Here is a 14,412-nt window from a genome sequence, read left to right as displayed (position 1 = left end):
GAAGGCGATCATTCGTGCTCTCATGGAGCCATGAGCGACCTCCCAGTCATCGTCGACCGGGCCGGGCTGTGGGACGCGGAAGCGCTGAGTGACGTCGCCGCGGCCACTTTTCCCCTCGCGTGCCCGCCGGAGGCGACAGCCGACGACATCGAGGTCTTCGTCGGCGAGGTCCTGTCGAGCGAACGATTCGGCGAATATCTGAGTGATCCGGCCCGAATCGTGCTCAAAGCGGTCGCGGACGACGACATCGTCGGTTACGCGATGCTGGTCACCGGCGGCCCGGCGGATCCGGCGGTGGCCGAGTCGGCCGGGCCGCGTCCGATGGTGGAGATCAGCAAGATGTACGTGCTGCCCGGCCGGCACGGCACCGGAGTGTCCACCGCGCTGATGAACGCCGCGCTGGACTGGGCGCGTGCCGCGGAATATCCAGGCGTCTGGCTCGGCGTCAACCAGGCGAACGTCCGCGCTCGACGCTTCTACGCCAAACACGGTTTCACCGAGGTCGGCACCAGGACGTTCACCGTCGGCAACCAGGTGCATCACGACTACGTACTGCGGTTGGCCTTCTAGCCCTGCCCGCGCCCGTGCCGTCTCCGGTCGTCGCGGCCCGCAGATCGGGTGCGGTGATATCCGCGATATCCGCGATATCCGCGACCAGCCCGTGCAGCAGCACGACCGGGACGCCCTCGCCCGCCCACCCGAAGCGGACCTAAGCTCAGCCCAGCAGACGTGCGCGCAGGGCCGCGATATCGCCGTCGGTGAATCGCAGGCCGTCCAGGACGTACGCGTCGAAACTTCCGTAGGTCCGATTCACCTGGTCGAAGGCGGCGTCGAGCCAGGATCCCCGGACGCCGTTGAGCGGGTCGTCCTCGCTCGCGTCGCGGAATCGGTTGGACAGCAGATAGTCCTCGGTGACCGTGGCGCGATCGACGCCGAGCAGCGTGAGCAGTACGGCCGCCGTCCAGCCGGTGCGGTCCTTGCCGGCGGTGCAGTGGAACAGCACCGCGCCGTCGGCGCCGATGACGTCGCGCAGCACCGACGCGAAGGCCTCGTTCGCGCCGGGCGCGGTGATGAACGCACGATAGAGCCCGGCGCCGCCGGTGAACGTGGTGGCGATGACCTCGGGTGGAGCCTGGCCGATCACGTCGGCCCAGTGGGCCGTCGCACCCGCGGGCAGCCGGTCCGGCCCGAGCGCACGTTCGTAGACCGTGCGCAGGTCGTGGACGGAGCGAACGCGGTGGTCGGTCAGCACGGCCAGGTCCTCCGGCGTCGCGTTGTTCAGTTGCCCGGTCCGATACACCAGACCGGTGCGTACGATTCGGCCGTCGGTCGTGTGATACCCACCGATGTCCCTGGCGTTCTGCACCCCCTGCAGGTGCAGGGCGGAATCGGTGACCACGGCCGCGGGCGGGTCGGCCTGGCCGATGGCGGCTACAGGTCCGAAGCCGACCACCAGACCGGTCGCGATCGCGACCAGGGCGCGGAAACGAATGGCCATTCGGCTGCTCCGATCATCAGGCCTGCGGGGCTTGCACACGTTCTCTCGCCGATCGCCCGAATCGGGCCCGCATCGCTAGGCCGCGACCTCGAACCGCGACAGCGCGAGCAAGCGGGAGATGGCGCGCAGGTACTTCTTGCGGTAGCCGCCCTCGAGCATCTCGGCGGAGAAGATCTCGTCGAGTTTCGCGCCCGACACCGTCACCGGGACGCTCGCGTCGTAGAGCCGGTCGGCCAGTACCACGATGCGCAACGCCACGGCCTGATCGGTGACCGGATGCACGCCGGAGATGAACACCGACGACACCCCGGAGATCAGGGCACCGTACTTCGACGGATGCAGCGTGCTGAGGTGCTTCAGCAGTGCGTCGAACTCGTCGAGCGTGGAGCCCGGGGTGTTCGCCGCCCGCTCGGCCAGGCTCTCGGGCGCGGTGGGCTCCGGCGCGGGGGGCAGGTCGCGGTGCCGATAGTCCGGCCCGTCCACGCGCACCGCCTGGAAAATGGCGCCCAGCTTCTTGATCTCACGCATGAAATCCTGTGCGGCGAAACGCCCTTCGCCGAGCTGACCCGGCAAGGTGTTCGAGGTGGCCGCGATCGAGACACCGGCCGCGGACAGTTCGGTCAGCAGGCGCGAGACCAGCATGGTGTCGCCGGGGTCGTCGAGTTCGAATTCGTCGATGCACAGCACGCTGTTGCCCGAGAGCCGCTCGAGGGCGTTGGCGAAACCGAGCGCGCCGACCAGGTTGGTCAGCTCACCGAACGTTCCGAACGACTTGGGCGCGGGCGAGCTGTGGAAGATCGAGGCCAGCAGGTGCGTCTTACCGACGCCGAATCCGCCGTCGAGATACAGACCGGCGCCGCTGACCTGCTTCTTCTTGCCGAAGATGCCCTTCTTGCCGGCGGCCCTGGTGATCTTGACGACCTGATCGGCGAACCCCTCGGCCTTGCGGACCGCGTCCGCCTGGCTCGGTTCCTGGGGATCGGGAAGGTAGGAGGCGAAGCTCACCTCGTCGAACATGGGCGGCGGCACCATCTGGGCGACGAGCTGATCGGCCGGGACCTCCGGGTGACGATCGACGAGGCGTTCTTGCATGGACGAAGCCTAAAGTCGTGGTGAGATCTGATTTCATGCAGCGTAGCCAGAATGCGATCCAGCTCACAGGGCTCGGCCCGGACGACCTCGCGCGGATGTACGCCTTCCCCGCCGTGCTCGACGCGCCGTGGGTCCGCGCCAATTTCGTCGCCAGCATCGACGGCGCCGCCACCAGCGACAACCTGACCGAAGGGCTGGGCACTCCGGCCGACCGGACGGTGTTCATGTTGCTGCGTGAACTGGCGGAGGTGATCGTGGTCGGCGCGGGCACGGCACGCGCGGAGAACTACGGCGGGGCGCGCACCGACCCGGCGCGCCGCCGCGCGTTCCACGAGCGCGGCATCGGCGGGCATCCCGACGGCGCACCGCCGCCGATCGCGGTGGTCACGGCGAGCGCGGCGATCGACCCTGGCGCGCGCCTGCTCACCGATACCCAGGTGCCGCCGCTGATCATCACGACGGCCACCGCTCCCGCCGACCGCAAGCGGCGGTTGGCGGACGCGGGCGCCGAGGTGATCGAAGCGGGCGACATCGCGGTGACACCGGCCGGCCTGCTGCGGGTGCTCGCCGAGCGCGGCCTGCTGCGGGTACTCACCGAGGGCGGCCCGCACCTGTTCGGCGAACTACTGGACGCCGACGTGGTCGACGAGCTGTGCCTGACCACCGCGCCGCTGCTGGTCGGCGGCGCGGCGCGGCGAATCTCCCTGTCCGCGCACGAGTTCCGGGTCCGCATGACGCGCGCGCACGTCCTGCTGGACGACGACGGCACGATACTCACCCGGTGGGCCCGTCGATGAAAGAACCGCCCGAACCTGGCAGGCTGTAGCAATGCGCTGGACTCGGGCCGCCGTGCTTGCCGCCACCCTCTCGATCGTGACCGCCGGTTGCGGTGCGGGACCGTCGGATCGTCCTGGTGTCGCGGTGCAGCGCCCGCCGGTCGCGGGCACCGCGACCACCTCCGCCGCGCCCGCACCCCCGCCGAACGCCGAGCTGCCCAGAACCGACCTCAGCTGGCGCGAGTGCACCCAGCCGACCTTGGATCAGCTCGGACTCGGTCCCGCTCCCGCCGGGTTGGTGCTCGACTGCGCGGAGTACTCCACCCCGATCGACTCGACGGGCGCGGTGCTCGGCAGCTTCCGTGCGGGCGCGTTGCGGGCCCGGCTGGCACAGACCCCGGCCGACGCGCCGCCGCTGGTACTCACCTCGGGTTCGGATCGTTCGTCGTCCGCCACCCTGGCCGGGTTGGCCGCGGGCCCGGCCTCCGCGCTGCTGGCCGCCCGCCCCATCGTCGCGGTGGACCGGCGCGGCATCGGCAGCTCGCAGCCGATCGACTGCCTGCCGCCGGAGATCCGTCGCGGCCTGGCCGACAACGCCCAGTCCGGCTCCGGCCCGGGCGACCCGGTGGCGCGGATGACGAAACTGAGCCAGGACGGCACCATCGCCTGCCGCGACTTCCTGCAACCCTACGAGAGCACCTTCGACGCACCGCACGCCGCCGACGACATCGAGCAGTTGCGCAAACAGTGGCAGGTGGACCACATCGCGCTGCTGGGCACGGGCAACGGGGCGAAGGTCGCGCTCAGTTACGCCCGCAAGTACGGCGACCACGTGGCCCGGCTGGTGCTCGACTCCCCGGAGCCGGTCGGCACCGACGCCGTGACCCGCGCCGAACAAGCCGTACAGGGCGCCGAGGCCGCGCTGACGGCATTCGCGCAGCGCTGCGTCGGCGTCGGCTGCTCGCTCGGAGCCGATCCGCGCGCCGCGGTCACCGATCTGGTGAACCGGGCCGCGACCGGCGACCTCGGCGACATCTCGGCGAACGCGTTGCTGACCGCGGTGTCGGGCTTCCTCGGCAGCCCGCGCGCCGACCAGGCCACCCGGGTCGCCGAGCTGTCCGACGCGCTGGCCGCGGCCGGACGCGGCGACCGCGGACCGGTGAACAATCTGATCAGGCGCGAAGCCGCGGCCACCGAGAGCGACGGCCAGTTCGTCAATCGGTGCACCGACACGCAACTGCCGCCGACGCCGGACAAAGCCAAGGAGCTCGCCGGCGCATGGGCGGGCAAGTACCCCGTCTTCGGCAAAGCCGCGGCCATCGCGCTGATGGAATGCGTGGCCTGGCCGGTGTCGACCGCGCCCCCGCTGCCCGGCAAGCTGGGTATCCCGGTGCTGGTGCTGGGCGGAGTCGCCGATCCGGTGGTCGGCAACGGCGGTCAGTCGTCGGTGACCGGCGCGATCGGTTCGGCGGGCGCCCGGCACGCGGCGCTGTCCTGGCAAGGCTTCGGGCATCCGGTGTCCACGCATTCCAGCTGCGCGCAGCGGGCGGTGCTGGACTACCTGAAGGACGGCAAACTTCCCGCGGATGGCACCGCCTGCCCGGCTTGATCCCAGTGGCGCGCTGCCCGGCGTCCCAGTGGCGCGTCGGGCAGGTCCGGCCGACCACTGGTAATCCATCCGGTGTACCGTGCCCCAGTGTTCCTTCGACAGCTCGAGCCCAGGACCGCTCGCACCACCGCCGAGGTGATCAAGTTCGCACTCTGGCCCCTGGCGGTCATGACGGTGCTGAACCGGGTTTTCATCAAGGCTGTCAACGGCTTCATCACCGACGACTACAAGCCGGTATACCAGGCGTCTTTGGACTTCCTGAACGGGCGGCCGGTCTACACCGCGAACTTCGATTCGGTGGACCCGCACTACCTGTACCCGCCCAGCGGCACCCTGCTGATCTCGCCGATCGCCGCCATCGACTACGAGAAGTCGCGCTGGCTGTTCATCGCCCTGAACGCGATCGCGATCCTCGTCGCCTGGTATCTGCTGCTGCGGCTGTTCCGGTACACGCTGAACTCGGTCGCCGCTCCCGCGCTGCTGCTGGCGATGTTCTCCTCCGAGACCGTGATCAACACGCTGGTGTTCACCAACGTCAACGGCTGTGTGCTGCTGGCGGAGCTGATCTTCATCCACCTGCTGCTGAAACGGCGCGACCTGTGGGCGGGCGCGGCGCTCGGATTGAGTATCGCGGTCAAACCGACCCTGGCTCCGTTGTTGTTGATCGCGCTCGTGCGCGGGCAGTGGAAAGTGTTCGTGACGGCGCTCGGCGTGCCGCTGGCAATGAACGCGATCGCCTGGCCCTTGGTGCAGGACCCGGAGAAGTTCCTCACCCGCACCGCGCCCTACCTCTTCGAATCCCGCGACTACTTCAACAGCGCGATCGTCGGCAACGGCGAGTACTACGGACTGCCGCCGTGGCTGACCTGGGGCATGCGCGTGGCGCTCGGCGTGCTCGTGCTCGTGTCGCTGTGGCTGCTGTACCGCTACTACCGCGAGGACGAACTGTTCTTCGTCTGCACCTCCTCCGGCGTGCTGCTGACGGCCTTGTTCCTGCTCAGCTCGCTGGGGCAGATGTACTACTCGATGATGCTGTTCCCGTTCCTGATGACCGTCGTGCTGCGCAATTCGGTGCTGCGCAACTGGCCCGCCTGGCTGGCGATCTTCGGGTTCATGAGCTACGACAAGTGGCTGTCGGACCGCTGGCAGCACATCGGCCGCAACCTGGAGTACCTGCGCATCACCTTCGGCTGGGGCCTGCTGCTCATCGTCGTGTTCTGCGTGCTCGGCGACCGCTATCTGGCCGCGCGACGGGAAGGCAGACTGCCGTTCGGCATCGATCCCGCGTGGATGAGTTCGGCACCGGACCCGCGCGGCGCGCAGCCGCAGGTCCCCGCGGCTGTCCCGGCGGAAACCGCCGGCCCACACAACGGTTCGGCGCCCGCGGAGCAGAATCGTATTAGCGTGGAGCCATGAGTTCCGAAGCCGACACGTCCCTGCCCGCGCCGCGCATCCAGCTTTCGCCGCAGGAATGGCGGTCGAAGCTGAACCCCGAGGAATACGCGGTGCTGCGCGAGGCCGCCACCGAGCGGCCGTTCACCGGTGAGTACACCGATAGCAAAACCGAAGGTGTCTACGTGTGCCGGGCCTGCGGAGCCGAGTTGTTCCGCAGCACCGAGAAATTCGACTCGCACTGCGGCTGGCCGTCCTTCTTCGACCCGGCGGCGTCCGACGCGGTGATTCTCCGGTCGGACGACTCGCTCGGCATGCATCGGGTCGAAGTGCTGTGCGCGAACTGCCACAGCCACCTCGGCCACGTATTCGAGGGCGAGGGGTACAACACGCCCACCGACAAGCGCTACTGCATCAACTCCATCGCCCTGCGACTGCACCCCTCGGACAGCGCAGCGGAGTAACCACCCAACGCTCACCGGCAGCGTACGAAGCCCCGACGCTCGGCGCATGCCCCGAAAACTCTGGGCAAGCATTTGCCGGCGCCGGGGCACGACGGGTCAGGGCAGCGCGGCGATCAGCTTCTCGATCTCCACACGGGGGCCGGTGAAGAACGGGATCTCTTCGCGCACGTGCCGCCGGGCGTCGGTGGCCCGCAGGTCACGCATCAAATCGACGATCCGATGCAATTCGGGCGCCTCGAAGGCCAGGATCCACTCGTAGTCGCCGAGCGCGAACGAGCTGACGGTGTTCGCCCGCACGTCCGGGTAGCCACGCGCGGCCTTACCGTGTTCGGCCAGCATCCGGCGGCGCTCGTCGTCGGGCAGCAGGTACCACTCGTAGGACCGCACGAACGGGTACACGCAGATGTAGGCGCCGGGTTCCTCACCGGCGAGGAACGCCGGAATGTGGCTCTTGTTGAATTCGGCGGGACGGTGCAGCGCCGCGTTGCTCCAGACCGGCGCGCTCGCCCGTCCGAGCTCGGTGGTGCGGCGGAAGTCGGCGTAGGCGGCTTGCAGATCCTCGACACGTTCGGCGTGCGTCCAGATCATGAAATCGGCGTCGGCGCGCATCCCGGCCACGTCGTAGATGCCGCGGACCACGACGTCGCGGTCGGTCAGACCGTCGAAGAACGCCTTGGCCTCCTTGGTCGCCGCGTCCCGGTCCTCGCCCAGCACCCCGGGCTGCACCTGGAAGACCGAGAACATCAGGTAGCGGATGGTGGAGTTGAGAGCCTGATAGTCGAGTCGCGCCATAGCACTATCGTGCCACTCGCGGGGGAGCGCCCACATCGCCGGGCGTGAACTGCTCGATGTGCACGCGGGCGTCGGGGATGCCGAGAGCGCGTAGCCGGCGTTGAATATCGAGCAGGAACCCGGACGGACCGCAGACATAGACCTCGGCGTCCTCGGGCACGTTCAGCGCCGAGAGATCGGCCCGCCCGTGCCGGGCACCGGAGGTCTGTTCCTCGTACCAGAGTTCGATCTCGGCCTGTTCGAGCCGGGCAGTGAGTCGCAGGAGCCGATCACGCAGCGGATGGGTGCGTGGCGCACGGTCGGCGTGCACGATCAGCGTGCGACGGCCCGGCGCATGGGCAGCGAGATATTCCAGAACGCCGATCGTCGGGGTGATACCGATCCCAGCGGAGATCAGCACCAGCGGTGTCGCCGCCACGGTATCGAGGACGACATCACCGAACGGGAGAGTGATCTGCAGAGGGTCACCCGGGTATAGGTGCTCGTACAGCCACGAGGACACCTCGCCCGCCGGGCAGCCGTCGGCCGCCTCGACCCGCTTGACGGCGAACGACAGCGCGCCGTCGCGCGGGCTGCCCACCAGGCTGTACTGACGCAGCTGGCGCGCACCGTCGGGAAGCCGCACGCCGACCGAAACATACTGGCCGGGAGCGAATCCCGGCAGCTCGGCGGTCGGATCGGCGGACTCCACGGTGAAGACGGCGACGCCGGAGGGGTCGTCGTCGCGGGCCACGACGCGCACGTCGCGGAACACGTCGCCGGACTCCACGCCCGCCTCGGCGTAGAGTCCCTTCTCCTGGTCCATCAGCGTATCGGCCATCATCCAGTAGACCCGATCCCAGGCCGCCGCGACCACATCGTCGACCACGTCGGCGCCGAGCACTTCCACGATGGCCGCGAACAGGTTCTCGTGCACGATCCGGTACTGCTCCGGTGTCACCCCTAGCGAGGCGTGCTTGTGCGCGATCCGCGACAGCATGGTGGCCGGGTGCGGCAGCGCGGGGTCGACCAGATACGTGGCGAAGGTGGCGATCGAGGCGGCCAGCGCCCGCTGCTGACTGCCCTGTGCCTGATTGCCCCGGTTGAACGTGTCGCGCAGCAACTGCGGGTGGGCCTCGAACATGGTTCGGTAGAACACCGCCGCGATGCGATCGATGTTCGCCGCCACCAGCGGCAGGGTCGCGCGGACGACCTCGGCGTGCCGCGGTTCGAGTTCCGGTTCGGCACGGACGACGCTGTCGAGGGTCATGAAACTTCCTTCATCTCAGAGGTGACACTCGCCGCGGGGCGGACGAGCAAATGCAGCAACCCGGCCGTCGACGAGGTGACCAAATCCTCTATCGAATAACGGTCGAGTTCGGTATAGAAAGCCTTCTTCGCGTCGGCGAGAATTCGACGCAACCGGCACGCGCCGAGTAACGGACACAGATTCGGTTCCCCGCAATCCACCACGTCGCGGTCGTCTTCCAATTCCCGGACGAGCTCACCCACCGATGCGGCGCGCCCTGCCGCGGTGATGAACAATCCGCCGGATCGTCCACGGTGCGCCTCGACCAGACCCAGCTCGACAAGCCGCGAAACCGCTTTGGCCACATGCTTTTCCGATGCGCCGACCTGTCGCGCGATGAGTTTGGTGGTGACTCGGGAATCCTTCTCCTCCTCCACCGCGAGCCGCATGACGGTACGCAAACCGATATCGGTGAAGTGCGAGAGCTGCATGCCGCTCACGCTACCGGCGAATTCCACCGATTCCATATCCCGCGGGGAGTGTCCTTAATTACGCCGATTCGTGCGCAATTTCAGTGCGGCGCGAATTCATCGAACAGGGCCAGGTGAAAACAGGTCGATCGGGAGTAACGAAGAATTGCAGGAGCGCTATGGCGTGGCATGTGGTCGTGACAACGCACACAAGTGGGCCACGCACCGCGCCCGATCAGCGCGCGGTGTCCACCCCGACGCCCACCGCAATGCGCTGCGCTGCGGCCGCGCCGGAGGCGACGCACGCCGGCACGCCGACGCCGTGCAGGTACGCGCCCGCGACCGCCAGCCCGTCCAGCGCCGCGACCTCGGCTTCGACCGCCGCGATGCGGGCCGGATGGCCGGGCGCGTACTGGGCGAGGCCACCGGGCCAGCGCTGTACGACGGCCTGCACCGGCTCGATCGCGACCCCGGTGACGGTAGCCAGGTCCGCGGTGGCGGCGGCGACGAGTTCGGAGTCGGGCCACGACAGCGGCGAGTCGTCACCGAACTTGCCGAAAGAGACACGGACGAGCGCGGTTTCGCGTTGCGCGAGATGTGTCCATTTGCGGCTGGACAGAGTGAACGCTTTGGCGCGCAAGGGCTCCCCGGTGGCGACCAGGATGCCCGAGTTCCGCGGCAGAGCGGTCTCCCGGGGCAGCGCCAGCGCGACCACGGCGGAGGAGGAAAGTTCGACGCCCGCCAGTTCCGCCGCGGCGGCCGGGGCGACGGCGCTCAGCAGTCGCGCGGTCACCGGCGCCGGGGTGGCGAGCACTACCGCGTCGACGGCGCCGATCGGGTCGACCACCCAGCCACGCAGCCCCCTGGCCAGACGCGTTCCCGGCGTCGCGGTGACGAACCTCGCCCCGGAGCGTTCGGCGAGCGCCTCGAGCAGCACCCGGTAACCGTCCCGGATTCCACCGAAGACCGGCGCGTTCGACGGCGGCGGCAGCGCGGCACCGACCGCAGCGGTGAGGCTGGGGGCGCCGTTGTCCAGCGCGGCGGCGAGGGTGGGCAACGCGGCGCGGACACCGATGGAGCGGGAACTGCCCGCGTACACGCCGCCGAGCAGCGGATCCACGCTGCGCTCGGCGACCTGCGCGCCGAAGCGGTCGGCGACCAGGCGGTAGACGTCGATGTCGGAGCCGGGTTCCCAGTGCAGCGGCCGGTCGGGTTCGGCGGCGATCCGTGCCAGTGTCTCGGCGTCGACCAGCCCGCGCATCGACTCCGCGTTTGCCGGGACACCCATCAAGGTGCCCTCCGGCAGTGGATGCGCGCTCCCGGAGGACCACACCAGCGGCCGCAGACCCGCCGGGGTCACCAGCTGCGCCTCCAGCCCGAGTTCCCGCAGCAGCGCGGGCACCTCCGGCCGCCGCCCGACGAACGCTTCCGCGCCGAGATCCACTGGCTCCCCGGCCAATTCGCCGGTGTAGAGGATGCCGCCGACGCGTTCGGCGCGATCGAGCACGAGCACGTCGGCATCCGGCCCGAGCAACGTCCGCAACCGATACGCGGCCACCAGCCCGCTGATCCCGCCGCCCACCACCGCGATACGCATGCCTCGACCGTATCGCGTACCGCGACAGCGGCCACCCAACGGTCGGCGCCGGGATGACGCGGAACACACCCGCCCCCGAATCTGCGGCGATGACGAGCACTCTCTCGCCCGGGTCCACCGGGGTGGCCCGGCCTTGCCGCCATCGGATCGCCCACGTTCGCAGAGTCCCGAGCCGACGTCGGGTGCCGCGAAGGGCATGACACGCCCACCTCAGCGCTCGACGCAGGCGTCGCTGCGCCCGCTTCCTTCGCGGCTGAAGGGCTACCCGCCTGGACCGGCCTACAGCTCGTGCACGAGTTCCACCAAGGCCGTCAGCACGCCCGGATCGGTCTCCGGGAGCACCCCGTGGCCCAGGTTGAAGATGTGCCCGGCGGCGCCGAGCGTGATCGCCTCGTCCGCTTCGCGTGCGATCCGCCGCGCCTGCTCCTCGATCGCCTCCGGCCCGGCGAACAGCACGGCGGGATCGAGGTTGCCCTGCAACGCTTTTCCGGGCCCGACGCGGCGGACGGCCTCGGTCAGCGGCACTCGCCAATCGACGCCGACCACGTCGGCTCCCGCTTCGCTCATGGCGCCGAGCAGCTCGCCGGTTCCCACACCGAAGTGGATGCGGGGCACGCCCGCCTCGGCGATCTCGGCGAACACCCGCTCCGAATGCGGGAGCACGAAACTGCGGTAGTCGGCCAGCGACAGCGCGCCCGCCCAGGAGTCGAACAATTGCACGGCGTCGACGCCCGCCGCCACCTGCGCCTGCAGGAACGCGATGGTGATGTCGGTGAGCACACCGAGCAGCTCGTGCCAGGTCTGCGGATCGGCGTACATCATCGCCTTGGTGCGCTCGTGGTTCTTGCTCGGACCGCCCTCGACCAGGTAGGAGGCGAGGGTGAACGGCGCCCCCGCGAACCCGATCAGCGGCGTCTCCCCCAGGGCGTCGACCAGCAGGCGCACGCCGTCGGTGACCGCCCCCACCTCCTCGGGGCGCAGCCGGGGCAGCGCGCGCACGTCGTCGACCGTTCGCACGGGTACGGCGACCACCGGCCCCACGCCGGGCACGATGTCCAGATCGATCCCCGCCGCCTTGAGCGGAACCACGATGTCGGAGAACAAGATCGCCGCATCGACCCGGTGCCTGCGAATCGGCTGCAAGGTGATCTCGCACACCAGCTCGGGGTCGAAGCAGGATTCGAGCATCCCGATGCCCGCCCGCAGCTCGCGGTACTCGGGCAGTGAGCGTCCGGCCTGGCGCATGAACCACACCGGACGCCTGCTGGGCGTCGCGCCGGTCGCGGCGGCCAGGAAAGGGGCATCGGTCAACCGGCGGCGGGTATGAGTGCTCATCACGGCTATCGTATGCGGGCCCGGCGAGAGAGGCGGACGCGGAGGCGGCGGCGGTGACCGCGCAGACGCCGCATGGCCCGTAGCGGCGCGCCTCCGACTGCGGCGGGTGCACACGGGCTACCGTCAGCATTCGTGACACCGCTCGACTTCCGCGACGGCGCCGCACCGACCGAAGGACCCCATGGCGAGCCGGCTCAGTTTCGCGCCGCGGTCGAGTCGATGGGCACCGCTACCGTGCACCCTCGGATCGAGCTCGCGCCCATCCGGCCGCCGCAACGACTCGCACCGTTCTCCTACGCCATCGGCGCGGAGGTCGCACATCCGGAAACCCCGGTCGTACCGGTCGACTCCGAAGGCGACGCGTTCGGCAGGCTGATCCTGCTGCACGATCCGGACGGCGACGACACCTGGCACGGCACCTTGCGCCTGGTCGCCTACATCCAGGCCGACATCGACGCGGCGCTCGCCACCGATCCCCTGCTGCCCGAGGTGGCGTGGAGCTGGCTGGTGGATGCGCTGGAGACACGCACCGAGCCGTTCACCGCGCTCGGCGGCACGGTGACCTCGACCAGCTCGGTGCGCTACGGAGACATCGCCGGCCCACCGCGCGCCCATCAGCTGGAGATACGCGCGTCGTGGACGCCGGTCACCACCGACATGCGTCCGCATCTGGAGGCCTTCTGCGAGGTACTGGCCTATGCGGCGGGGCTGCCGCCGGCCGGGGTGACCCAGCTGCAGGTCCAGCCCGGTCTGTCCGGCGATCACCCCTGAACACGCCGCCGGCGCGCCGTGACCCGCCGGAGCCGCCCGCACCCGCTGGGCCGGGCCCGTCACGCCCGAATCGTCGACACATTTATGCGCCGATAGGACGGCGGCGCCGTGGCGTCGGCACGTAGAGTTCAACACCATGTCCGTACCAGACGAATCCGAACCCTCGGCCGCGACGCCACTGCTCGCGCCGGTAGCGGGCGTGCCACCGGTACTGGACACCGCCGCCGAGATCAGCGCTGCCGCCGCCCGGCTGGCCGCGGGTACCGGCCCGCTGGCGGTGGACGCCGAGCGCGCCTCCGGCTTCCGCTATTCGGCGCGCGCGTATCTGATCCAGCTGCGCCGCGCGGGCGCGGGCACGTTCCTCATCGACCCGATCCCGGTCACCGACGCCCTCGGCCCGCTGGCCGACGCGATCAACGGGCTGGAGTGGGTTCTGCACTCCGCGGACCAGGACCTTCCCGGTCTGGCCGAACTCGGCTTGCGCCCGGCGCGGCTGTTCGACACCGAACTGGGCGGACGCCTGGCCGGTTTCGAGCGCGTCGGGCTCGCCGCGATGGTGGAGCGACTCCTGGGCCGTGCGTTGCGCAAGGGGCACGGGGCGGCCGATTGGTCCACCCGGCCGCTGCCCGCCGACTGGCTGAATTACGCCGCCTTGGACGTCGAATTGCTGCTGGAGCTGCGCGACGCCGTGGCCGCCGCGCTCGATGAGCAGGGCAAAACGGATTGGGCGGCACAGGAATTCGAGCACATTCGCACCTTGGAGCCGCCCGCGCCGAAGGCCGAGCGCTGGCGGCGTACCTCCGGCATCCACACGCTGCGCCGCACCAGGCAACTGGCGGTGGTGCGCGAGCTGTGGACCGCCAGGGACGCACTGGCCCGCGCCCGCGACGTGGCGCCCGCGCGCATCCTGCCCGATGCCGCGATCATCGCCGCGGCGGCCGCCGAACCCAAGTCCATCGCGCAGTTGCGCACGCTGCCGGTGTTCGGTGGTCCGCGGCAGCGCCGGTATTCCCGCGAATGGCTCGCCGCGATCGAGCGCGGCCGTACGTTGCCCGACAGCGACCTACCGCCGCTCGCCCAGCCGTTCGACGGCCCGCCGCCGGTCAATCGGTGGGAGCGCCGCGACCCGGCCGCGGCGGCGCGCCTGACTCGGGCCCGAGCCGCCATGGCCGAGCTATCGGTGCAGCACGCGATCCCGGTGGAGAATTTGCTCGCGCCGGACCTGGTCCGTCGCCTGTGCTGGGACGGGCTGCCCGATTACGAGACGGTCGAACCCGCCGCCGTCGACGGATTCCTGAAGTCCGGTGGCGCCCGGCCGTGGCAGCGGGAACTCGACGTCCCGCTGCTGACCGCGGCGTTGCCGCCGTCGAACTAGCGTCCGCTCCGCC

14 protein-coding genes are annotated in these 14,412 nt (G+C 69.8%); 7 read left to right on the top strand and 7 right to left on the bottom strand.

What is annotated here, in order from left to right; genetic code table 11:
- Window positions 1-30: 30 nt before the first annotated feature.
- Window positions 31-570: a GNAT family N-acetyltransferase gene (locus ACT89H_RS03305; RefSeq protein ID WP_445106955.1), complete on the top strand. Its 540-nt coding sequence runs from the start codon at window positions 31-33 to the stop codon at window positions 568-570.
- A gap of 145 nt (window positions 571-715) precedes the next feature.
- Here ACT89H_RS03305 and ACT89H_RS03300 read toward each other — a convergent pair whose 3' ends face one another.
- Window positions 716-1,498, bottom strand: coding sequence for a tyrosine-protein phosphatase (locus ACT89H_RS03300; protein ID WP_445106954.1), 783 nt, complete (start codon window positions 1,496-1,498; stop codon window positions 716-718).
- Window positions 1,499-1,573: 75 nt separating this feature from the next.
- The gene (gene zapE / locus ACT89H_RS03295; protein ID WP_445106953.1) at window positions 1,574-2,590 is read right to left on the bottom strand and encodes a cell division protein ZapE; all 1,017 of its coding nucleotides are present in this window, start codon (window positions 2,588-2,590) and stop codon (window positions 1,574-1,576) included.
- 17 nt (window positions 2,591-2,607) lie between these two features.
- Between zapE and ACT89H_RS03290 the strand changes: the two genes are divergently transcribed.
- From ACT89H_RS03290 to msrB, 4 genes are all read left to right on the top strand, one after another.
- Window positions 2,608-3,387: a pyrimidine reductase family protein gene (locus ACT89H_RS03290; RefSeq protein WP_445106952.1), complete on the top strand. Its 780-nt coding sequence runs from the start codon at window positions 2,608-2,610 to the stop codon at window positions 3,385-3,387.
- A 31-nt stretch (window positions 3,388-3,418) separates the two neighbouring features.
- Window positions 3,419-4,975 carry an alpha/beta hydrolase gene (locus ACT89H_RS03285; RefSeq protein WP_445106951.1) on the top strand — a complete coding sequence of 519 codons (1,557 nt, stop codon included), beginning with the start codon at window positions 3,419-3,421 and terminating at the stop codon, window positions 4,973-4,975.
- Between the two features lie 87 nt (window positions 4,976-5,062).
- Complete coding sequence (locus tag ACT89H_RS03280; RefSeq protein ID WP_445106950.1) at window positions 5,063-6,391, top strand: glycosyltransferase family 87 protein; 1,329 nt, start codon at window positions 5,063-5,065, stop codon at window positions 6,389-6,391.
- Complete coding sequence (gene msrB / locus ACT89H_RS03275) at window positions 6,388-6,831, top strand: peptide-methionine (R)-S-oxide reductase MsrB (protein WP_445106949.1); 444 nt, start codon at window positions 6,388-6,390, stop codon at window positions 6,829-6,831. The genes ACT89H_RS03280 and msrB overlap by 4 nt, the downstream gene beginning before the upstream one ends.
- Before the next feature lie 96 nt (window positions 6,832-6,927).
- Here the strand turns inward: msrB and hemQ are convergent, their stop codons facing one another.
- The 5 genes from hemQ to hemE form a co-directional block, all read right to left on the bottom strand.
- On the bottom strand, window positions 6,928-7,623 hold the full coding sequence (hemQ, locus tag ACT89H_RS03270) for a hydrogen peroxide-dependent heme synthase (protein ID WP_445106948.1): 696 nt from the start codon (window positions 7,621-7,623) through the stop codon (window positions 6,928-6,930).
- A 4-nt stretch (window positions 7,624-7,627) separates the two neighbouring features.
- Entirely contained in the window at window positions 7,628-8,872 is a 1,245-nt protein-coding gene (locus ACT89H_RS03265; RefSeq protein ID WP_445106947.1) for a globin domain-containing protein, read from the bottom strand.
- On the bottom strand, window positions 8,869-9,342 hold the full coding sequence (locus tag ACT89H_RS03260; protein WP_445106946.1) for an RrF2 family transcriptional regulator: 474 nt from the start codon (window positions 9,340-9,342) through the stop codon (window positions 8,869-8,871). The genes ACT89H_RS03265 and ACT89H_RS03260 overlap by 4 nt, the downstream gene beginning before the upstream one ends.
- Before the next feature lie 214 nt (window positions 9,343-9,556).
- A complete protein-coding gene (locus ACT89H_RS03255; protein WP_445106945.1) occupies window positions 9,557-10,918 on the bottom strand; it encodes a protoporphyrinogen oxidase in 1,362 nt (453 codons plus the stop codon).
- A gap of 279 nt (window positions 10,919-11,197) precedes the next feature.
- Window positions 11,198-12,253, bottom strand: coding sequence for a uroporphyrinogen decarboxylase (gene hemE / locus ACT89H_RS03250; RefSeq protein ID WP_445106944.1), 1,056 nt, complete (start codon window positions 12,251-12,253; stop codon window positions 11,198-11,200).
- A gap of 132 nt (window positions 12,254-12,385) precedes the next feature.
- Here hemE and ACT89H_RS03245 point away from each other — a divergent pair, with 132 nt between their 5' ends.
- Window positions 12,386-13,024: a DUF3000 domain-containing protein gene (locus tag ACT89H_RS03245; RefSeq protein WP_445106943.1), complete on the top strand. Its 639-nt coding sequence runs from the start codon at window positions 12,386-12,388 to the stop codon at window positions 13,022-13,024.
- A gap of 136 nt (window positions 13,025-13,160) precedes the next feature.
- Window positions 13,161-14,399 carry an HRDC domain-containing protein gene (locus ACT89H_RS03240; RefSeq protein ID WP_445106942.1) on the top strand — a complete coding sequence of 413 codons (1,239 nt, stop codon included), beginning with the start codon at window positions 13,161-13,163 and terminating at the stop codon, window positions 14,397-14,399.
- Window positions 14,400-14,412: the final 13 nt, after the last annotated feature.

This window comes from Nocardia aegles (assembly GCF_052545135.1).
This window is presented reverse-complemented; position numbering and strand designations above follow the sequence as displayed.

Coding starts and splice junctions, on each gene's coding strand:
- ACT89H_RS03240 (WP_445106942.1), top strand. CDS start 13,161: ATGTCCGTACCAGACGAATCCGAACCCTCGGCCGCGACGCCACTGCTC.
- ACT89H_RS03285 (WP_445106951.1), top strand. CDS start 3,419: ATGCGCTGGACTCGGGCCGCCGTGCTTGCCGCCACCCTCTCGATCGTG.
- zapE (WP_445106953.1), bottom strand. CDS start 2,590: ATGCAAGAACGCCTCGTCGATCGTCACCCGGAGGTCCCGGCCGATCAG.
- ACT89H_RS03255 (WP_445106945.1), bottom strand. CDS start 10,918: ATGCGTATCGCGGTGGTGGGCGGCGGGATCAGCGGGCTGGTGGCCGCG.
- hemE (WP_445106944.1), bottom strand. CDS start 12,253: ATGAGCACTCATACCCGCCGCCGGTTGACCGATGCCCCTTTCCTGGCC.
- ACT89H_RS03305 (WP_445106955.1), top strand. CDS start 31: ATGAGCGACCTCCCAGTCATCGTCGACCGGGCCGGGCTGTGGGACGCG.
- ACT89H_RS03300 (WP_445106954.1), bottom strand. CDS start 1,498: ATGGCCATTCGTTTCCGCGCCCTGGTCGCGATCGCGACCGGTCTGGTG.
- hemQ (WP_445106948.1), bottom strand. CDS start 7,623: ATGGCGCGACTCGACTATCAGGCTCTCAACTCCACCATCCGCTACCTG.
- msrB (WP_445106949.1), top strand. CDS start 6,388: ATGAGTTCCGAAGCCGACACGTCCCTGCCCGCGCCGCGCATCCAGCTT.
- ACT89H_RS03265 (WP_445106947.1), bottom strand. CDS start 8,872: ATGACCCTCGACAGCGTCGTCCGTGCCGAACCGGAACTCGAACCGCGG.
- ACT89H_RS03260 (WP_445106946.1), bottom strand. CDS start 9,342: ATGCAGCTCTCGCACTTCACCGATATCGGTTTGCGTACCGTCATGCGG.